This is a genomic window from Arthrobacter sp. NPDC057009 (assembly GCF_042673905.1).
In the GTDB taxonomy this organism is placed as follows: Bacteria; Actinomycetota; Actinomycetes; order Actinomycetales; family Micrococcaceae; genus Arthrobacter.
The window spans coordinates 91,402-106,223 of the sequence record NZ_JBHUSB010000014.1; the positions used below are offsets into that span (position 1 = coordinate 91,402).

Sequence of the window (14,822 nt, forward strand, 5' to 3'; positions counted from 1 at the left end):
CGGGCACTCTGAGAACTCGACTCCCTTGCGCCGGTACTAGCCGGATCAGGTTCGAGGGTCTGCGGCGGTCCGCACTCTCAGCGCCCATCCGCGGTTGCGCTGGCTGCTGCCTTTGCATCCCGACGTCGGCGCTCCCCTGTCGTGATAAATCTGCCCTTGTGGGCTGGTTCAGTTTACACCCCGGCGTCCCCGGAATCCCGGGGCCGCCGTCACAATCCGGGAGGTTCCCTGCGCCGCCGGGACGGCCCCGCGGAGTACATTGGGGCCATGACGCAACAGGACTCCGGCGCCGCTGCCCTGCCCGCCTTTGACCCCGACTCCGCCGAGGAACAGCCGGCGGAATCCCTGGCAGCCATGATCGGCCAGATCGAGGGTGAGATCGCCGAACTGCAGTTTCCCCGGTTCACCAAGGACGATGCCCTGGCGCTCGGCCTGGAACTGGTGGAGCGCGGCAAGGAAGAGAACCTGCCCATCGCCATCGACATCACCAAGGGCGAACAGGTCCTCTTCCATGTGGCGCTCGAGGGTGCCACCCCGGACAACGAGGGCTGGGTGCGGGCCAAGCAGCGGACTGCCCTGCGCTACGAGGAGCCGTCGCTGCTGGTGGGCCTGCGGGGCAGGGCCGGCGGCGGACGGATCGAGGACAACGCCTGGTTCGACCAGTCCACCTACGCCGCCCACGGCGGAGCCTTTCCCGTCTATGTGCGGGATGTGGGTGCGGTGGCCGTGGTCACGGTGTCCGGCCTGCCGCAGGTGGCCGATCACCGCCTCGTGGTGGAGGCGCTGCGGGAAATCCACCGTTCCATGCGGCTGGGCTGACGCTTCATGCCGATAGGCTAGGGAAAGACCAGTGTTCATCTCGCGAGGAGTTCCGGAATGAGTTTCTTCATCAAACTGCTTGGCACCGGCATCAGCCTGCTGGCGGGCTTCGCCGGCACCAAGGCCGTCGATACCATCTGGGAAAAGGTCACGGGAAAGAAGCCCCCCAAGGGCGACAAGGATGACGTCCCCACCACGCTGCGCACTGCCCTGACGTTCGCCCTCGTCTCCGCGTCCGTGAGCGCCGTGATCCAGGTCCTGGCCAACCGCGGCACGCAGCGGGCCATCACCCGCTTCGCCAAGAGCCAGGACATCGTCTAGGCCGCCGCGCCGGCAGGACTGCACAGGGCCGCCGGCCCCGGTTCGGTGCCCGGCCCCCCCAACATCGGGTGGGTTGCCGGGAGTCCCTTCCCGGGGCATGGCCGGGCCCCGGGCCGTCCTGCAGTCCTTAGGCAGGGCAACCTGGTCCCCCACTCCGCTTGAGAAAGTCTTGATTCTCAAGGTTTTTCCAAGCTGGAAGCCGAACGTTTTTCCAACCACCGCTGTTTTTAGTGGATGCCATCAGCGTCTTTCTGAGGAGACAAAATGGTATCCACACCGCATTTCCTGTCGGCCCAGCGGCTGGCACCGCGACATCTGGCCCCGCGCCCCGCGTCCCGGCGCCGCGGAATCGCGGCCGCGACCGCCCTGCTGCTCGCAGCCACGGGTGCCGGCACCTCACTGGCCGCCACCGAGGTGACCCAGACAAACTCCGGCGGGCTGACCGCCGTCGGACCCGTCAACACCGAATACGGCTTCCCGTCTTGGTACGAGGACAGCAACAAGACCCGCCTCGAGCTCTGCCTCAACGGGGAAAACCCGCTCTGCGGCTTCCTGCCAGGGGACATCCCGGACGAAACCGCCCCCATCTCCTTCCCGGACAACTTCCCCGACGAGGCGTTCTACATGCTTGCCGGATCCGAACTGGACCTTCCCGGCGGCGGCCGCGCCGTCCTGGTCCTCGGCCTCGAAGCCGCGTTCGCCAACACCGTCACCCAGGGCGACCAGGTCGTCTTCGGCCGCCAGCGCGTCGTCGTCAAGGGCGCACCCGCGAACACCACCCTGACGTTCCAGCACCCCTACGGCACCATGACCATCGACACCGACGATGCCGGCGACGGCAAACTCGTCGAAGACATCTCCCCGGCCATCGGCAACTTCACCACCGCCCTGAAAAGCAACATCGGCCCGTTCCTCAAATGGGACCCGGCCACCGCCCCCGCAGCACCCGACGGCTACCTCGGCGACCCCGCCCAGGACCACACCGTCACCGGCAGCCCCTTCAACTACAACAAGTTCTCCCTCACCGGCGGCGGCCTGGCCCTGGAAACAGACCAGTTCTCCCTGATGGGCAAAATCTCCACCAACCAGGGCGTCAACGGCGACAGCGCCGTCCTGAACGGGACCATGATCGACGTGTTTGCCAGCAGCGGCAACGGCGCCCAGCTCCAGGTCGACGGCCAGGACGGAACTTTCGACACCACCCCCATGCTCAGCGACCCCGACACCGGCCGCTACTACGCCCGCATCCAGTTCACCGGAACCGCGCCCAGCACCGTCAAAGTCACCAACATCGGCGACAAACCCGCCAGCAGCAGCCAGATCACCGTCACCAAGCCCAGCGGCGTCATGATCACCAAGGCCCTCTACGACGGAACCAACCTGACCGTCGGCGCGGTCTCCACCGTCGGCTACCCGCTGACCGTCAACGGCCTCGGAACCCTCGAAGCACCCGCCACCGAGGGCACAGCAGCCGAAAAGTCCTTCGCCGTGCAGGCACCCCCGGCCACCGTCACGGTCAAGACAGCAGAAGGCGGCACCGCCTCCCTGCCCGTCACAATCTCCGGCGGCGCAGCGTCCCCGGCCGGACTCGACCCGCTCAACCCCGCCCCGGACCCCGGCCCCATCGTCGACACCGGCAGCGGCCCCGCCCCCGGCGAACCCCAGGAAACCACCGCCGTGGCCACCGCGGCAACCACCACCGTCACCCGCGGCGGAACCGTCCAGCTCGACGGCAGCACCTCCACCGGCGCCGCCAGCTACAAATGGACCCAGGTCAGCGGACCCACCGTCACCTTCTCCAGCGACACCGCCGCCAAACCCACCATCACCGTCCCCTACTACGCCAAGAGCACCGACACCGCACCCCTGACCGCCCCGGCCAACGACCCAATCAAGCTCCAGCTGATCGTCACGGACGCCAACGGCATCGGCAGCGCCCCTGCCACCGTGGACCTCACCGTCCAGACCGACACCGTCACGGTCGCCGGCTCCCGCCACCGCCTCGGCACTGAACTGCGGATCACCGGCACCTCAACCCTGGCAGGCAACACCGCCGTCCTGATCCCGGCCACCACCGTGGTCATCTACGACAACACACCCGGCTACCAAGGCACCAAGATCGGCACCGCCCAGGCCGACACCCTCGGCAACTGGTCCTACCGGGCCAAGCCAGGGCTCAGGGACCACCAGATCACCAGCGTCCTGGTCCAATCCAGCCGCGGTGGTACCGCAACCGGAACAGTCGCCACCCGCTAACCCAACCACCCGCACCACACAACCGGGGCCCTGCCTGCAACAGCAGACAGGGCCCCGGCGTGTTAAGGGTTAATCGGTGCGGCTGCCGCCGTCGTCCGTGTCCGACTTCCGGGCCGCCTTGGCGGCCTTGAGCACCACGGCCTCCAGCTCGTCGGTGCTGAGCAGCTCCTTGTGGAGGTGCTTGGTGCGGTAGCCGGCACGGCCAACCATGTGGGCCGAGACGGGCACCGTGAGCAGCTGGAAGATCCAGGCCACGAGCAGCACCGGCCACACCCACCAGGTCCGCAGCTGCAGCCCCACCGCGGCGAGCAGCAGGAACAGCCCCAGCACCTGCGGCTTGGTGGCCGCGTGCATGCGGCTCATGAGGTCGGGAAAGCGCAGCAGGCCGATCGCGGCGGCGAGGGACATCAGGGCTCCCACCACCATGAACACGGCTGAAACAGCGTCGATCACGGTATCCACGGCATTGGGTTCAGGACTCATTGGGCTGCTCCCGCCTGTCGGCCACGAAGCGGGCCACGGTCACCGAGCCGATGAACCCGATAATGGAGATGCCAACCACCAGCATCAGGTTGTTCAGGTGACGGTTCACGGCCATGTCGATGCACAGCGCCGCGCCCAGGATGGCCAGCAGCACGTCCGCGGCAAGGACCCGGTCCAGCAGCGAGGGGCCGCGGGCGATGCGGATGATCGCTCCCGCGGCGGCGAGGGCGAGCGCCACGGCCGTGACCGTGAGGACCAGTTCCATCATGCGGCAGCCTCCTGGTTGCCAGCCTCCTGGTTGAGGGCGGCAAGCTCGTCCTTGGTTCCCATGATCCGGATGAGCCCCGCCTCGGTGTCCCGGACTTCCTTGCGCAATTTGAGGACGTCCTCGCCGGTGCGGACATTCAGTCCGTGGATGTAGAGCGTGGACGTGGATCTGTCCACCTCTACGACCAGGGACCCCGGGATCAGGGAGATCACGTGGCCGGTCGCCGTCACCATCAGGTCCGAATGGCTCCGCAACGGAACGGCGACGACGGCGTTGGTCACCTTGGGCCCCTGGGTCATCGCCAGGTAGAACACCTGGCAGCTGGCGGCCACGACCCGGCCGAGGAACACCACCGCAAACGGAACGGCCCGCAGCACGTTGAAGCGTCCGCTCAGCTCCACTGGCGGCAGGTAGAACAGGCGCGCTACCGCGATTGCCAGCAGGGCGCCGAAAAGCAGGTTGCCCGGGCTGAAGTCCTGCCAGAGGGCTCCCCAGACAATGACCAGCCAGACCAGCAGCGGCAGTTCCTGCCGCAGGGACACTCTTTGCCGGCTCACTTTTCGCCTCCGCTCAGCGCCAACGCCGGAGCGGCAACGCCGTCCCCGAGCACCGCCTGGATATAGGAGGATCTGTCCAGCATGGCCGCAGCGGACTGGTCGGCCACATGGAAGAGCGGTCCGGCGAAGACGGTGAGCGCCACGCCCAGCACCACCAGGCCCAGCGTGGAGCCCACCATGGTCCGCGGCAGCAGCCGGACCGGCGTGGTGCTCCCTTCGGGGACGGGGGGAGCCAGGAGGACGGGATCGGGGTGCTCCGCGTCTTCGGCCTTGCGCCAGAAGGCGCGGTTCCAGACGCGGGCGACCGCCAGGAGCGTGAGGAGGCTGGTCAGCACGCCCCCGATCACCAGCGCATAGGCCAGCGGCGTTCCCAGCGCGACGCCGGCCTGCATCAGCCCGAGCTTGCCGAGGAAGCCGGAGAACGGCGGGATGCCGGCCAGGTTCATTCCGGGAACGAAGAACAGCAGCGCCAGCAGCGGCGACAGTTTGGCCAGCCCGGCGAGCCTGTCCACGGAGGAGCTGCCGCCGCGGCGCTCAATCAGGCCGGTGACCAGGAAGAGGCTGGTCTGGATGGTGATGTGGTGCGCCACATAGAACACGGCGGCTGCCAGGCCTGCCACGGAGGACATCGCCAGGCCGAACACCATGTAGCCGATATGGCTGACCAGGGTGAAGGACAGCAGACGCTTGATGTCGCTTTGGGCGAGCGCACCCAGGATGCCGACCACCATGGTCAGCAGCGCCACCACCATCAGCGGCGTGTTGAGGCTGTCACCGGGGAACAGCAGGGTTTCGGTGCGGACCATAGCGTAGACGCCCACCTTGGTCAGCAGGCCGGCGAACACGGCCGTGACCGGGGCCGGCGCCGTCGGGTACGAGTCTGGAAGCCAGAAGGAGAGCGGGAAAACAGCGGCCTTGATGCCGAACGCCACCAGCAGCATGACGTGCAGGAGCGTCCTGGTGCCCTGGTCCAGTTCCGCGAGCTTGATGGCCAGGTCCGCCATGTTGACGGTTCCCGTGGCGCCGTAGACCATCGCGATGGCGATCAGGAACAGCACCGAGGACACCACCGAGACCACCACGTAGGTGACGCCCGCCCGGATGCGCGGTCCCGTGCCGCCGAGGGTCATCAGCACATAGCTTGCCGTCAGCAGGATCTCGAACCCGACATACAGATTGAACAGGTCCCCGGAGAGGAACGCGTTGGAGACCCCGGCCACGAGGATCAGGTAGGTGGGGTGGAAGATCGACACGGGGGCGTCCTGGTCGCCGTCGGCCATGCCCTGCCCGGTGGCGTACACGAGCACCGCGAGGCTCACCGCCGACGACACCACGAGCATCAGCGAGGAGAACTGGTCCACCACCATGACGATGCCCCACGGCGGCACCCAGCCGCCGATGTTCACTGCCGCCGTGCCGCCGTTCCAGACGGACGCCAGGAGCAGGCACTCCAGCAGCAGGGTCAGCGAAAGCAGGCCGATGCTCACGGCGCGCTGCGCGCGGGAATGCCGGATCAGCACGAACGTCAGCGCCGCGCCCAGAATGGGAAGTACGACGGCGAGGGGGGCAAGGCTTGCGAGGTTCACTTCGCGCCTCCGTCCGTGCCGGTGTCTGTTTTTGGGGCAGTGTCTGTGTTCGGCGTTGTGCCTGTGTTTGTGGTTGTGTCCGTGCCTGGGGCCGTGTCCGTGCCGGGGACGAGGCTGCCCGATCCCGGTTTCTCTTCCCGCGCCGCGTGTTCCGCCAAAAGGGTCCGCCCGCCGGTTTCCACTGTGTCTCCCGGCTGAGCCGAGGGCTCCGTCACGGCGGAGGTGTCCGGTCCGCGCATGGGCAGGGGAAACTCGGAGGTTTCCATCGGGATGACGGCGTCGTCCTCCGCGTCGAAGCTGGGGGTTTCGGCCACGCGGCGGTCCTCGATGTCGTCCTGGATATCGTCTTGGCGGGCAAGTACCCAGGTCCTGTAGATGATGCCGAGCATGAAGGCCGTCACTGCGAAGGAAATGACGATGGAGGTCAGGATCAGTGCCTGCGGCAGGGGGTCGTTGTAGGAGGCGGGGTCAGTGTCCTTGCTGAAGAACGGTGCCAGTCCGGCGTAGCCGCCGGTGGCGAGGATCAGCAGGTTGGTGGCGTTGGCCAGCAGCATCAGCCCCAGCAGCACCCGGGTGAGGCTGCGTTCCAGGATCAGGTAGATGCCGCAGGCGTAGAGTGCGCCCATGACCGTGAGCAGGGTCAGGTTTACGGTCATGCTTCGCCGCCTTGGGTTGATCTGGCCGGAGCGCCGGCCGGCACCGGCTCGCTGGCCTCATCGCCCTCGTGCCCTTCCGTCTGTCCGCCAGCCTGTCCGTCCGCCTGCAGGGGACGTTCTTCGAAGTGCTCGTCGATTTCAGCGCCGAGGCTGCGCAGCACGTCCAGGACCAGGCCCACCACCACGATGTAGACGCCGGTGTCGAAGATGGTGGAGGTGACGAACTTGATGTCGCCGAAGACCGGCAGCCAGAACTCGATGATGGCGCTCTGGAACACCTGTCCGCCCAGCAGAACCGGGGCGGCCCCGGACAGCGCGGCCGTGGCCAGGCCGATACCGAGCAGGGTGCCGGCGTTGATCGGGGTGGCTTCGTGCAGTTCGAACCGGCCGCCCGCCAGGTACCGCAGGGTGAGGGCAAGCCCGGCCATGAGGCCGCCGGCGAAGCCGCCGCCGGGGAGGTTGTGGCCGGCCAGCAGCAGGTAGAGCGAGAAGATGATCATCGAGTGGAAAACCAGCCGGGTGACCACTTCGAAGATGATGGAGCGGCGCTCCGGTGCCAGCGTGCGCCCGGCCACGAGCCAGGGGTCCCCCGTCGGCCCCGCGAACTTGCGCCGCAGCGCCAGCGCGGCGCCGTCCCGCGAGGATTTGTCCACGCCGTGGCGGCGGCCCACGGTCCCCTCGGCCACGGCGGATGCTGTGCGCAGCCGGTCCTGGCGGCCGCGGACGAAGATGAGGCTTGCCACGCCGGTCGCGGCGAGCGCCAGCACGGAGATCTCGCCGAAGGTGTCCCAGGCGCGGATGTCCACCAGGGTGACGTTGACGATGTTGAGCCCGCCACCGCCCTCATAGGCCAGCTTCGGGAATTCAAGGGAGACGGGCGTGGCGATGCGCGCGCCCATGGCATGGATGGCGGCGAAGACCATGGTGGCGCCGAAGGACAGGCCGATGATGACGCGGACAACGCGGTATTTGCCACGGGTGCGGTCCCGCAGCTCGGCGGGGAGGCTGCGCATGGCCAGCACGAATGCCACCAGGATGATGGTCTCCACGAGCATCTGCGTCAGGGCAAGGTCCGGGGCGCCCTGCAGCGCGAACATCAGGGCGATGCCGTAACCGGTGACGGACACCATGAGCACGGCGAGGAACCGCTTGTTGGCCCGGACGGCGGCGAGCGCCCCGATCACAATGCCCGCACCCGCCACCAGCTGCAGCGGCGAGTTCGGGTCCACGAAATACAGCCCTTCGGGGAGCGGCTTGTTGGCAACGAGCAGGGCGGACAGTGGCAGCGCGAAGGCGACACTGAGGATCACGGCCAGGTAGAAGTACAACGAACCCCGCTGCGTGCGTCCGGTGATCCAGACGGCGGCGTCGTCCAGGGCGCCGATGGTCAGCTGATAGCCGCGGTCGGCGTCGATCCACGCCGGAATGGCGCCCTGGATCCGGTCCACCAGGTTGCGTCCGTAGAACATTGCAGCGCCGACGGCGAAGGTGACGGCCGTCAGCCCGAGGGCAGGGGTCAGCCCGTGCCACAGTGCGAGGTGCCCTGCGGCGCCTGCCGCGCTGCCGGCGTCGGACGTTCCGCCAGCAAACAGCGCCGCGTACGGCTGGATCCAGGCGTCCACGGGCACCGGCCACAGGCCGTACACGATGGTAAGGACGCTCAGGGTTGCCGGCGCCGCCAGGAAGGAGGGCCGGATGGCCTTGAACGGCGTGCGCTCCACTCCGGGCTTCACCGCGAAGGCGCCCCACATGAAACGGGCGCTGTAGGCGAAGGTCAGCACGGAGCCCACCACCGTGCCCGCAAGCACCACGGTGCCCCAGGGGCCGTATCCCGGCTCGCCGGCGAAGTGCACGAATGCTTCGAGGACCGATTCCTTCGCCACGAAGCCGCCCAGCAGCGGGATGCCGGCCATGGAGGCGGCGCCGATGCCGGCCACCACGCCGAGGGCCCGGGAGGAGCGGAAAACGCCGGAGAGCTTGCGGATGTCGCGTGTCCCGGACTGGTGGTCGATGATGCCCACCACCAGGAAGAGCGTGGCCTTGAAGAGCCCGTGGGCGAGCAGCATGGCCAGGCCGGCGAGCGCGGCGTCGGGTTTTCCGAGCCCCACCACCATGGTGATGAAGCCGAGCTGGCTCACGGTGCCGTAGGCCAGGATGAGCTTGATGTCCGTCTGGCGCAGTGCCCGGTAGCCGCCCACGAGCATGGTGGCCAGGCCGAGCCCGAGGACCATCGGCAGCCAGTAGGGGGTATCGGTGAAGCCGGGCGCGAGGCGTGCCACGACGTACACGCCGGCCTTCACCATCGCGGCCGCGTGCAGGTAGGCGCTCACGGGCGTTGGCGCGGCCATGGCGCCCGGAAGCCAGAAGTGGAAGGGGACCAGCGCGGATTTGGTCACCGCCCCGACCAGGATCAGGACGACGGCGGCGCCCAAGGCTCCCGCGGCCGGTCCGGACACCAACTGCGGTGCCTGTTCGAGGATGGCGGAGATCCGGTAGGTGCCGGCGCTGGCCCCGAGCATGATCAGGCCGACGAGCATGGCAAGGCCGCCGGCGGTGGTGACCATGAGGGCCTGCAGCGCGGAGCGGCGGGCAGCCAGTCTGGTCCGCGCATAGCCGATCAGGAGATAGGACAGGACGGTGGTGAGTTCCCAGAAGATGAACAGCATGAGCAGGTCATCTGCGGTGACCAGCCCGAACATGGCCCCGGCGAACGCCAGCAGCTGCGCGCCGAATCCGCCAAGGTAGCTGTCCTTGTTCTTGAAGTAGCGTGCGCAGTAGACCAGCACCAGGGCGCCCACACCGAGGACCAGCAGGGACATGACCCACGCCAGGGCGTCCATGCGGAAGGCGAATTCGATGCCAAGGCTGGGAATCCACGGGACGGTTTCGGCTGTTGCCCCGGCTTCGTGGCCTCCGGAGACTGCTCCGGTGCCGTAGACGGCGGCGTGCTGGGACAGGAGCCAGATGAATGATCCGGCCGGCACGGCAGCCAGGGCGTAGAAGGAATTCCGGCCGAATTTGCGGAAGACGAACGGCGCCACAGCGGCAACCGCGAAGTGCACGGCAAGGACTGTGATCACTGGTATCTCCGCAAAGTCAGAATTCGGTTATCAAAAGTTGGAGCTGGCGGTCATGCGTTGGGTTCGGTCCATGCAGTTTATCAAGGGGCCACTGACAGTTTCCCCGCTCAGGCAGTCCGCAGGGCAGTTTTGGCCAGCCTGCGGGAAAGTTTTCGCTCCCTGTTCGCCACGGGCGGATAGCATCGGCCTATGAACTCCGCAGCCGCACCCGAGGCGACACAGCCGCCGTCGGAACTCGAAGCAGGATCCCAGTCCTCCAGCAAGGGGCGGGTGCTGGCCTGGGCGGCCTGGGATTGGGGCTCCGCAGCGTTCAACGCGGTCATGACGACGTTCGTCTTCACCGTCTACCTGACGTCCCAGGCGTTCGGCGGGGAGGACCGGGCCTCGGCGGTGCTCGGCGGCGCGCTGGCCATCGCGGGAGTGGCCATCGCCCTGCTGGCGCCCGTCACGGGCCAGCGGTCGGATACCGGAGGCCGCCGCAAGCTCTGGCTGGGAGTGAACACCGCCGCCGTCGCGATCCTGACGGCACTGTGCTTCTTCGTGTTTCCGCGGCCCGAGTTCCTCCTTTTGGGGGTGTCCCTGATCGCGCTGGCCAACGTGTTCTTTGAGTTTGCCGGCGTGAACTACAACGCCATGCTGGCCCAGATCTCCACACCGCGGAACATCGGCAAGATCAGCGGGTTCGGCTGGGGCATGGGCTACCTCGGCGGCATCGTGGCCCTGCTCATTGTGCTGCAGCTCTTCGTGCAGCCGAGCTTCGAGTGGTTCGGCGCCTCAACCCAGGACAGCCTCAACATCCGGCTGGTGGCGGTGTTTTCCGCGCTGTGGTTCTTCATCTTCGCGCTGCCGGTGATGTTCGCCGTTCCTGAGCTTCCCAAGCCAAAGCGGGCCGCCGGACTCGGCTTCCTGGCATCCTACGGGCTGCTGGCCCGCAGGATCAGGGCGATCTACCGGACCAGCCCGCACACCATCTTCTTCCTCCTGGCCAGCGCCATCTTCCGGGACGGACTGGCGGCGGTCTTCACCTTCGGCGGGATAATTGCCGCCGGCACCTTCGGATTCGCCCTGCCGCAGGTCATCTTCTTCGCCATCTTCGGGAACGTCGTGGCGGCCCTCGGCGCGATCATCGGGGGCTTCCTGGATGACAGGGTGGGACCCAAGGCCGTGATCATCGGTTCCCTCACCGGCCTGCTGGTGGCCGGAACAGTGATCCTGGTGCTGGGCAATGACAGCCACACGTTCTTCGGTATGGCATGGTCCGGGGCCACGACGTTCTGGGTGTTCGGCCTGTTCCTCTGCCTCTTCGTGGGCCCTGCCCAGTCCTCCTCCCGCGCATACCTGGCCCGGCTGGCGCCGCAGGGCGAATCCGGTGAGCTGTTCGGCCTGTACGCGACCACCGGCCGCGCCATCAGCTTCCTCGCCCCCGCCCTGTTCACCCTGTGCATCACCGTTGCCACTCCCCTGGTGGCCGAGGGGGAAGCGCAGCGGTGGGGCATCCTGGGCATCATGGTGGTGCTGCTCGCCGGCCTGCTGGTCCTCCTGCCGGTGAAGGCCCCCAGCGAAGCCGAGATCGCCGTCGTCCCGCAGGCCTAAGTCCCGCACCAGTGCGAACGGACACTTGCGGCCCCACACAGGGCGCACAGTTCCAACCGAAATCGCAGGTTCGCGGACTAGGCTGATGGTATGCAAATGGAAGAGACAGACCTCCCGGGCCTGGGCCGGCGCAAGGACTTCATGACTGCATCCGGCCGGCGGATCGGGGTGGTGGAGCTGCGCGAGGGCCAGACCGAGCTGTTCGTCTCCACCTGGGATGACCCCGACACCTGCCAGGCCTCGATTCCGCTGACCAGCGAGGAAGCGGCATGCCTGGGCAATCTGCTGGGAGGCCAGCACATTGCCATGACCCTGACCGAGGCCCACCGGGAGGTTCCCGGCATCTCCACGCGGCAGTTCTCCATCGCCGCGGACTCGCCGTTCCAGAACCAGCCCATGGGCAAAGCCCGCATCCGCACCCGGTGCGGCGTTTCCATTGTGGCGATCATGCGTGAAGGCGAGGTGGTCCCGTCGCCGGGTCCCGACGTCGTTCTTCACCCCGGTGACCTGCTGGTCGCCGTCGGCACGCAAGAAGGCCTGGACACGGCGGCCGATATCCTGCGCAACGGCTGACCCTCATGGACCGCGTGGCCCTGTCGCTCATCGAACTGGGGGCAGTCGTGTTCTCCCTCGGCCTGTTGGCGAGGCTGGCAGGGCGGATCGGAATGTCCCCCATTCCGCTGTATTTGGTCGGCGGACTGTGCTTCGGTGCGGGCGGCGTGGTGGAGCTGAGCGGCATGAAGGAGTTTTCCCACCTCTCCGGTGAGATCGGCGTCATCCTGCTCCTGCTTATGCTCGGACTGGAATATACGGCAACGGAACTCGTGACCGGCCTCCGCAGGTCGTGGAAGGCCGGCATCCTGGACTTCGTGCTGAATTTCGCTCCCGGCGCCGCCCTGGCTGCCCTTCTGGGGTGGGGGGTAGTCGGCGCCATGGTTATGGGCGGCGTCACGTATATATCGTCGTCGGGCATAGCGGCCAAGGTCATCACGGACCTTGGCCGTATCGGTAACCGCGAGACGCCGGTGGTCCTCTCCATCCTGGTCTTCGAAGACCTGGCCATGGCGGTTTACCTGCCCATCCTCACCGCCACGCTTGCCGGGGTCAGCTTCCTGGGCGGCCTGCAGACCGTGGGTGTCTCGCTGGCAGTCGTCACCGTGGTGCTGCTCGTTGCCCTGCGGCACGGGCACCACGTTTCCAAAGCCGTGCACAGCGAGAACTCCGAGGTTTTCCTGCTGAACCTGCTCGGGGCCGCCCTGCTGGTATCGGGTGTGGCGGCCGCGCTGCAGGTGTCCGCCGCGGTGGGTGCCTTCATGCTCGGCATCGCGATTTCCGGCGCCACGGCCCACAGCGCAACACGAATACTGGAGCCGCTGCGGGACCTTTTTGCCGCTATCTTCTTCGTGGCGTTCGGGCTCAATACGGACCCCGCCTCCATCCCTCCGGTGCTGGGGTGGGCGCTTGTCCTCGCGGTCCTCACGGCGGCCACCAAGATCATCACCGGTGTCTGGGCCGCCAAGCAGGCAGGCATCGCACGTCCGGGCCGCTTCCGTGCAGGAGCGGCCCTGATAGCCCGCGGCGAATTCTCCATTGTCATCGCCGGGCTCGCCGTGACGTCAGGAGCGGTTACGGACGAGCTCGCCGCGCTGGCCACGGCCTACGTCCTGCTTATGGCGGTCCTTGGCCCGCTCGCTGCCCGCTACGTCGAACCGCTGGTCAAGAAGTTCTCCCGCCCGGCGCGGCCCCAGGCCGTCCCGGCCTGAGCGCAAGAACGCGGCCGCTAAATGTCCGTGCGGTGGAAGTTCAGGTGGCTGCGGCTCGCGGTGGGCCCGCGCTGGCCCTGGTACCGGTTGCCGTACTCCCCCGATCCGTAGGGGTATTCCGCCGCGGAGGACAGCCGGAAGAAGCAGAGCTGGCCGATCTTCATTCCCGGCCACAGCTTGATGGGCAGCGTGGCCATGTTGGACAGTTCCAGCGTGACGTGCCCGGAGAAGCCGGGGTCGATGAAACCGGCTGTGGAGTGCGTCAGCAGGCCGAGGCGGCCGAGCGAGGACTTTCCTTCGAGGCGCGCTGCGATGTCGTCCGGCAGCGTGACGGTTTCGTAGGTGGAGCCGAGCACGAACTCACCGGGGTGCAGGATGAACGGTTCGCCCTCCTCCACCTCCACCAGCCGGGTCAGCTCGGGCTGCTCTTCGGCGGGGTCGATGTGGGCGTACTTGTGGTTGTCGAACAGCCGGAAATAGCGGTCAATCCGGACATCCACCGAGGACGGCTGGACCATCGCGGCCTCGTACGGGTCGAGGACGATCCGTTCGGAATCAATTTCGGCACGAATGTCGCGGTCAGAGATCAGCACACCCTCAAAAATACCATTCCGGCCGAAAGCGGAAATCTCAGTCCGCGATCGTGCGTTCTTCGATAACACCCGGCAGCCGCTCCAGCTGACCAACTGCCGCACGGAGCCGGCCCCGGTATGCCGGGCGGACGAAGCTCCAGAAACCCTTTGCGGGTGCCTCCAGCGCGAACCGCACGCGGGTTCCGGCGCCTTCGGTGCTCAGGTAGAAGCCCCCGCGCAGGAACGACGGGCCCGCCACCACCTGGAACTGGATTTCGGCGCCGGTCCGCGCATGGGTGATCTCGTAATCGCGTGCCACCGGGCGTCCCCGGGGTCCGTCCATGGTCACCTGGTACCGGGCTCCCACACTCCCGGCACTGCCCGAACTGAGCCCTGCGCTCCGGACGCCGGACTGCCAGCTGGGGAGGTTGCGGCCGTCCAGGAGGAATGAATAAACCGTCATGGCGTCGCGCGCAACGAGGACCTCGTGTTCTGCACCTGCCATGGGGATCCTTTTCCGACGTCGGGTCTGCCTTGCGTAGCCCGTTTCCCCGGTACCGCAGCTTACGAGATTCAGAATAGCCATCTGCGCGCCCCACGGCGGCGCACCGCCCGGGCCTTTACCGAACAGTTACGGGGAGGCCTTCCGGGCCGGTTGGCCGACGCGCAAGGGTCTTGGGTTCCGGTTGGCCGGCGCGGGCGCCCAACTGCGCTAAGCTAGGTTCTGCCCCGGGCAGTTTCCGGTGCGACTGCGGCTGTAGCTCAATGGTAGAGCGCTAGCTTCCCAAGCTCGATACGCGGGTTCGATTCCCGTCAGCCGCTCCAATCCGCCCCTTCAGGGTGCCCGGTTCCACCAGCCCGCCGTTGC

Annotated in this window: 14 protein-coding genes, 1 tRNA gene and 1 riboswitch; of the genes, 7 read left to right on the forward strand and 8 right to left on the reverse strand. The window is 67.4% G+C overall.

From position 1 onward, the window contains the following. Window positions 1-4: 4 nt before the first annotated feature. A riboswitch (TPP riboswitch) is annotated at window positions 5-148 on the reverse strand. Between the two features lie 119 nt (window positions 149-267). The 3 genes from ACFTR6_RS15275 to ACFTR6_RS15285 all read left to right on the forward strand — a co-directional run bounded on the left by ACFTR6_RS15275 (window position 268) and on the right by ACFTR6_RS15285 (window position 3,396). Further along, entirely contained in the window at window positions 268-819 is a 552-nt protein-coding gene (locus tag ACFTR6_RS15275) for a heme-degrading domain-containing protein (RefSeq protein ID WP_377958509.1), read from the forward strand. A gap of 57 nt (window positions 820-876) precedes the next feature. Further along, entirely contained in the window at window positions 877-1,140 is a 264-nt protein-coding gene (locus tag ACFTR6_RS15280; RefSeq protein ID WP_076799699.1) for a DUF4235 domain-containing protein, read from the forward strand. A 264-nt stretch (window positions 1,141-1,404) separates the two neighbouring features. Continuing rightward, the gene (locus ACFTR6_RS15285) at window positions 1,405-3,396 is read left to right on the forward strand and encodes a hypothetical protein (protein ID WP_377958510.1); all 1,992 of its coding nucleotides are present in this window, start codon (window positions 1,405-1,407) and stop codon (window positions 3,394-3,396) included. Window positions 3,397-3,465: 69 nt separating this feature from the next. Here the strand turns inward: ACFTR6_RS15285 and mnhG are convergent, their stop codons facing one another. The 6 genes from mnhG to ACFTR6_RS15315 are packed head-to-tail and all read right to left on the reverse strand — an operon-like array spanning window position 3,466 to window position 10,026. Further along, entirely contained in the window at window positions 3,466-3,879 is a 414-nt protein-coding gene (mnhG, locus tag ACFTR6_RS15290) for a monovalent cation/H(+) antiporter subunit G (protein WP_377958511.1), read from the reverse strand. Continuing rightward, window positions 3,869-4,147, reverse strand: a complete 279-nt coding sequence (locus ACFTR6_RS15295; RefSeq protein ID WP_076799694.1) for a monovalent cation/H+ antiporter complex subunit F — start codon at window positions 4,145-4,147, stop codon at window positions 3,869-3,871. Before ACFTR6_RS15295 ends, mnhG begins: the two co-directional genes overlap by 11 nt. Then, entirely contained in the window at window positions 4,144-4,704 is a 561-nt protein-coding gene (locus ACFTR6_RS15300; RefSeq protein ID WP_377958512.1) for a Na+/H+ antiporter subunit E, read from the reverse strand. Before ACFTR6_RS15300 ends, ACFTR6_RS15295 begins: the two co-directional genes overlap by 4 nt. Further along, the gene (locus ACFTR6_RS15305; protein ID WP_377958513.1) at window positions 4,701-6,290 is read right to left on the reverse strand and encodes a Na+/H+ antiporter subunit D; all 1,590 of its coding nucleotides are present in this window, start codon (window positions 6,288-6,290) and stop codon (window positions 4,701-4,703) included. Before ACFTR6_RS15305 ends, ACFTR6_RS15300 begins: the two co-directional genes overlap by 4 nt. After that, window positions 6,287-6,946 (reverse strand): Na(+)/H(+) antiporter subunit C, encoded by a 660-nt coding sequence (locus ACFTR6_RS15310; RefSeq protein ID WP_377958514.1) that lies wholly within the window; start codon window positions 6,944-6,946, stop codon window positions 6,287-6,289. Before ACFTR6_RS15310 ends, ACFTR6_RS15305 begins: the two co-directional genes overlap by 4 nt. Continuing rightward, a complete protein-coding gene (locus ACFTR6_RS15315; protein WP_377958515.1) occupies window positions 6,943-10,026 on the reverse strand; it encodes a Na+/H+ antiporter subunit A in 3,084 nt (1,027 codons plus the stop codon). Before ACFTR6_RS15315 ends, ACFTR6_RS15310 begins: the two co-directional genes overlap by 4 nt. A 189-nt stretch (window positions 10,027-10,215) precedes the next feature. On the opposite strand from ACFTR6_RS15315, the gene ACFTR6_RS15320 reads away from it, so the two are divergent. The 3 genes from ACFTR6_RS15320 (at window position 10,216) to ACFTR6_RS15330 (ending at window position 13,382) form a co-directional block, all read left to right on the forward strand. Further along, entirely contained in the window at window positions 10,216-11,619 is a 1,404-nt protein-coding gene (locus tag ACFTR6_RS15320; RefSeq protein WP_377958516.1) for an MFS transporter, read from the forward strand. A 90-nt stretch (window positions 11,620-11,709) separates the two neighbouring features. Beyond that, window positions 11,710-12,192, forward strand: coding sequence for a cation:proton antiporter regulatory subunit (locus ACFTR6_RS15325; protein ID WP_076799685.1), 483 nt, complete (start codon window positions 11,710-11,712; stop codon window positions 12,190-12,192). A gap of 5 nt (window positions 12,193-12,197) precedes the next feature. After that, window positions 12,198-13,382, forward strand: coding sequence for a cation:proton antiporter (locus ACFTR6_RS15330; RefSeq protein ID WP_076799684.1), 1,185 nt, complete (start codon window positions 12,198-12,200; stop codon window positions 13,380-13,382). Window positions 13,383-13,399: 17 nt separating this feature from the next. Here the strand turns inward: ACFTR6_RS15330 and dcd are convergent, their stop codons facing one another. Continuing rightward, a complete protein-coding gene (gene dcd / locus ACFTR6_RS15335) occupies window positions 13,400-13,975 on the reverse strand; it encodes a dCTP deaminase (protein WP_076799682.1) in 576 nt (191 codons plus the stop codon). Between the two features lie 37 nt (window positions 13,976-14,012). Then, window positions 14,013-14,459 (reverse strand): SRPBCC family protein, encoded by a 447-nt coding sequence (locus ACFTR6_RS15340; protein ID WP_377958517.1) that lies wholly within the window; start codon window positions 14,457-14,459, stop codon window positions 14,013-14,015. Between the two features lie 246 nt (window positions 14,460-14,705). Between ACFTR6_RS15340 and ACFTR6_RS15345 the strand changes: the two genes are divergently transcribed. Beyond that, window positions 14,706-14,779, forward strand: a tRNA-Gly gene (locus ACFTR6_RS15345). Window positions 14,780-14,822 lie beyond the last annotated feature (43 nt).

Excerpts from the sequence above, each read along its gene's own strand:
- ACFTR6_RS15275 (WP_377958509.1), top strand. The coding sequence starts at position 268 with ATGACGCAACAGGACTCCGGCGCCGCTGCCCTGCCCGCCTTTGACCCC.
- ACFTR6_RS15325 (WP_076799685.1), top strand. The coding sequence starts at position 11,710 with ATGCAAATGGAAGAGACAGACCTCCCGGGCCTGGGCCGGCGCAAGGAC.
- ACFTR6_RS15330 (WP_076799684.1), top strand. The coding sequence starts at position 12,198 with ATGGACCGCGTGGCCCTGTCGCTCATCGAACTGGGGGCAGTCGTGTTC.
- ACFTR6_RS15320 (WP_377958516.1), top strand. The coding sequence starts at position 10,216 with ATGAACTCCGCAGCCGCACCCGAGGCGACACAGCCGCCGTCGGAACTC.
- ACFTR6_RS15285 (WP_377958510.1), top strand. The coding sequence starts at position 1,405 with ATGGTATCCACACCGCATTTCCTGTCGGCCCAGCGGCTGGCACCGCGA.
- ACFTR6_RS15280 (WP_076799699.1), top strand. The coding sequence starts at position 877 with ATGAGTTTCTTCATCAAACTGCTTGGCACCGGCATCAGCCTGCTGGCG.
- ACFTR6_RS15310 (WP_377958514.1), bottom strand. The coding sequence starts at position 6,946 with ATGACCGTAAACCTGACCCTGCTCACGGTCATGGGCGCACTCTACGCC.
- ACFTR6_RS15340 (WP_377958517.1), bottom strand. The coding sequence starts at position 14,459 with ATGGCAGGTGCAGAACACGAGGTCCTCGTTGCGCGCGACGCCATGACG.
- ACFTR6_RS15295 (WP_076799694.1), bottom strand. The coding sequence starts at position 4,147 with ATGATGGAACTGGTCCTCACGGTCACGGCCGTGGCGCTCGCCCTCGCC.
- mnhG (WP_377958511.1), bottom strand. The coding sequence starts at position 3,879 with ATGAGTCCTGAACCCAATGCCGTGGATACCGTGATCGACGCTGTTTCA.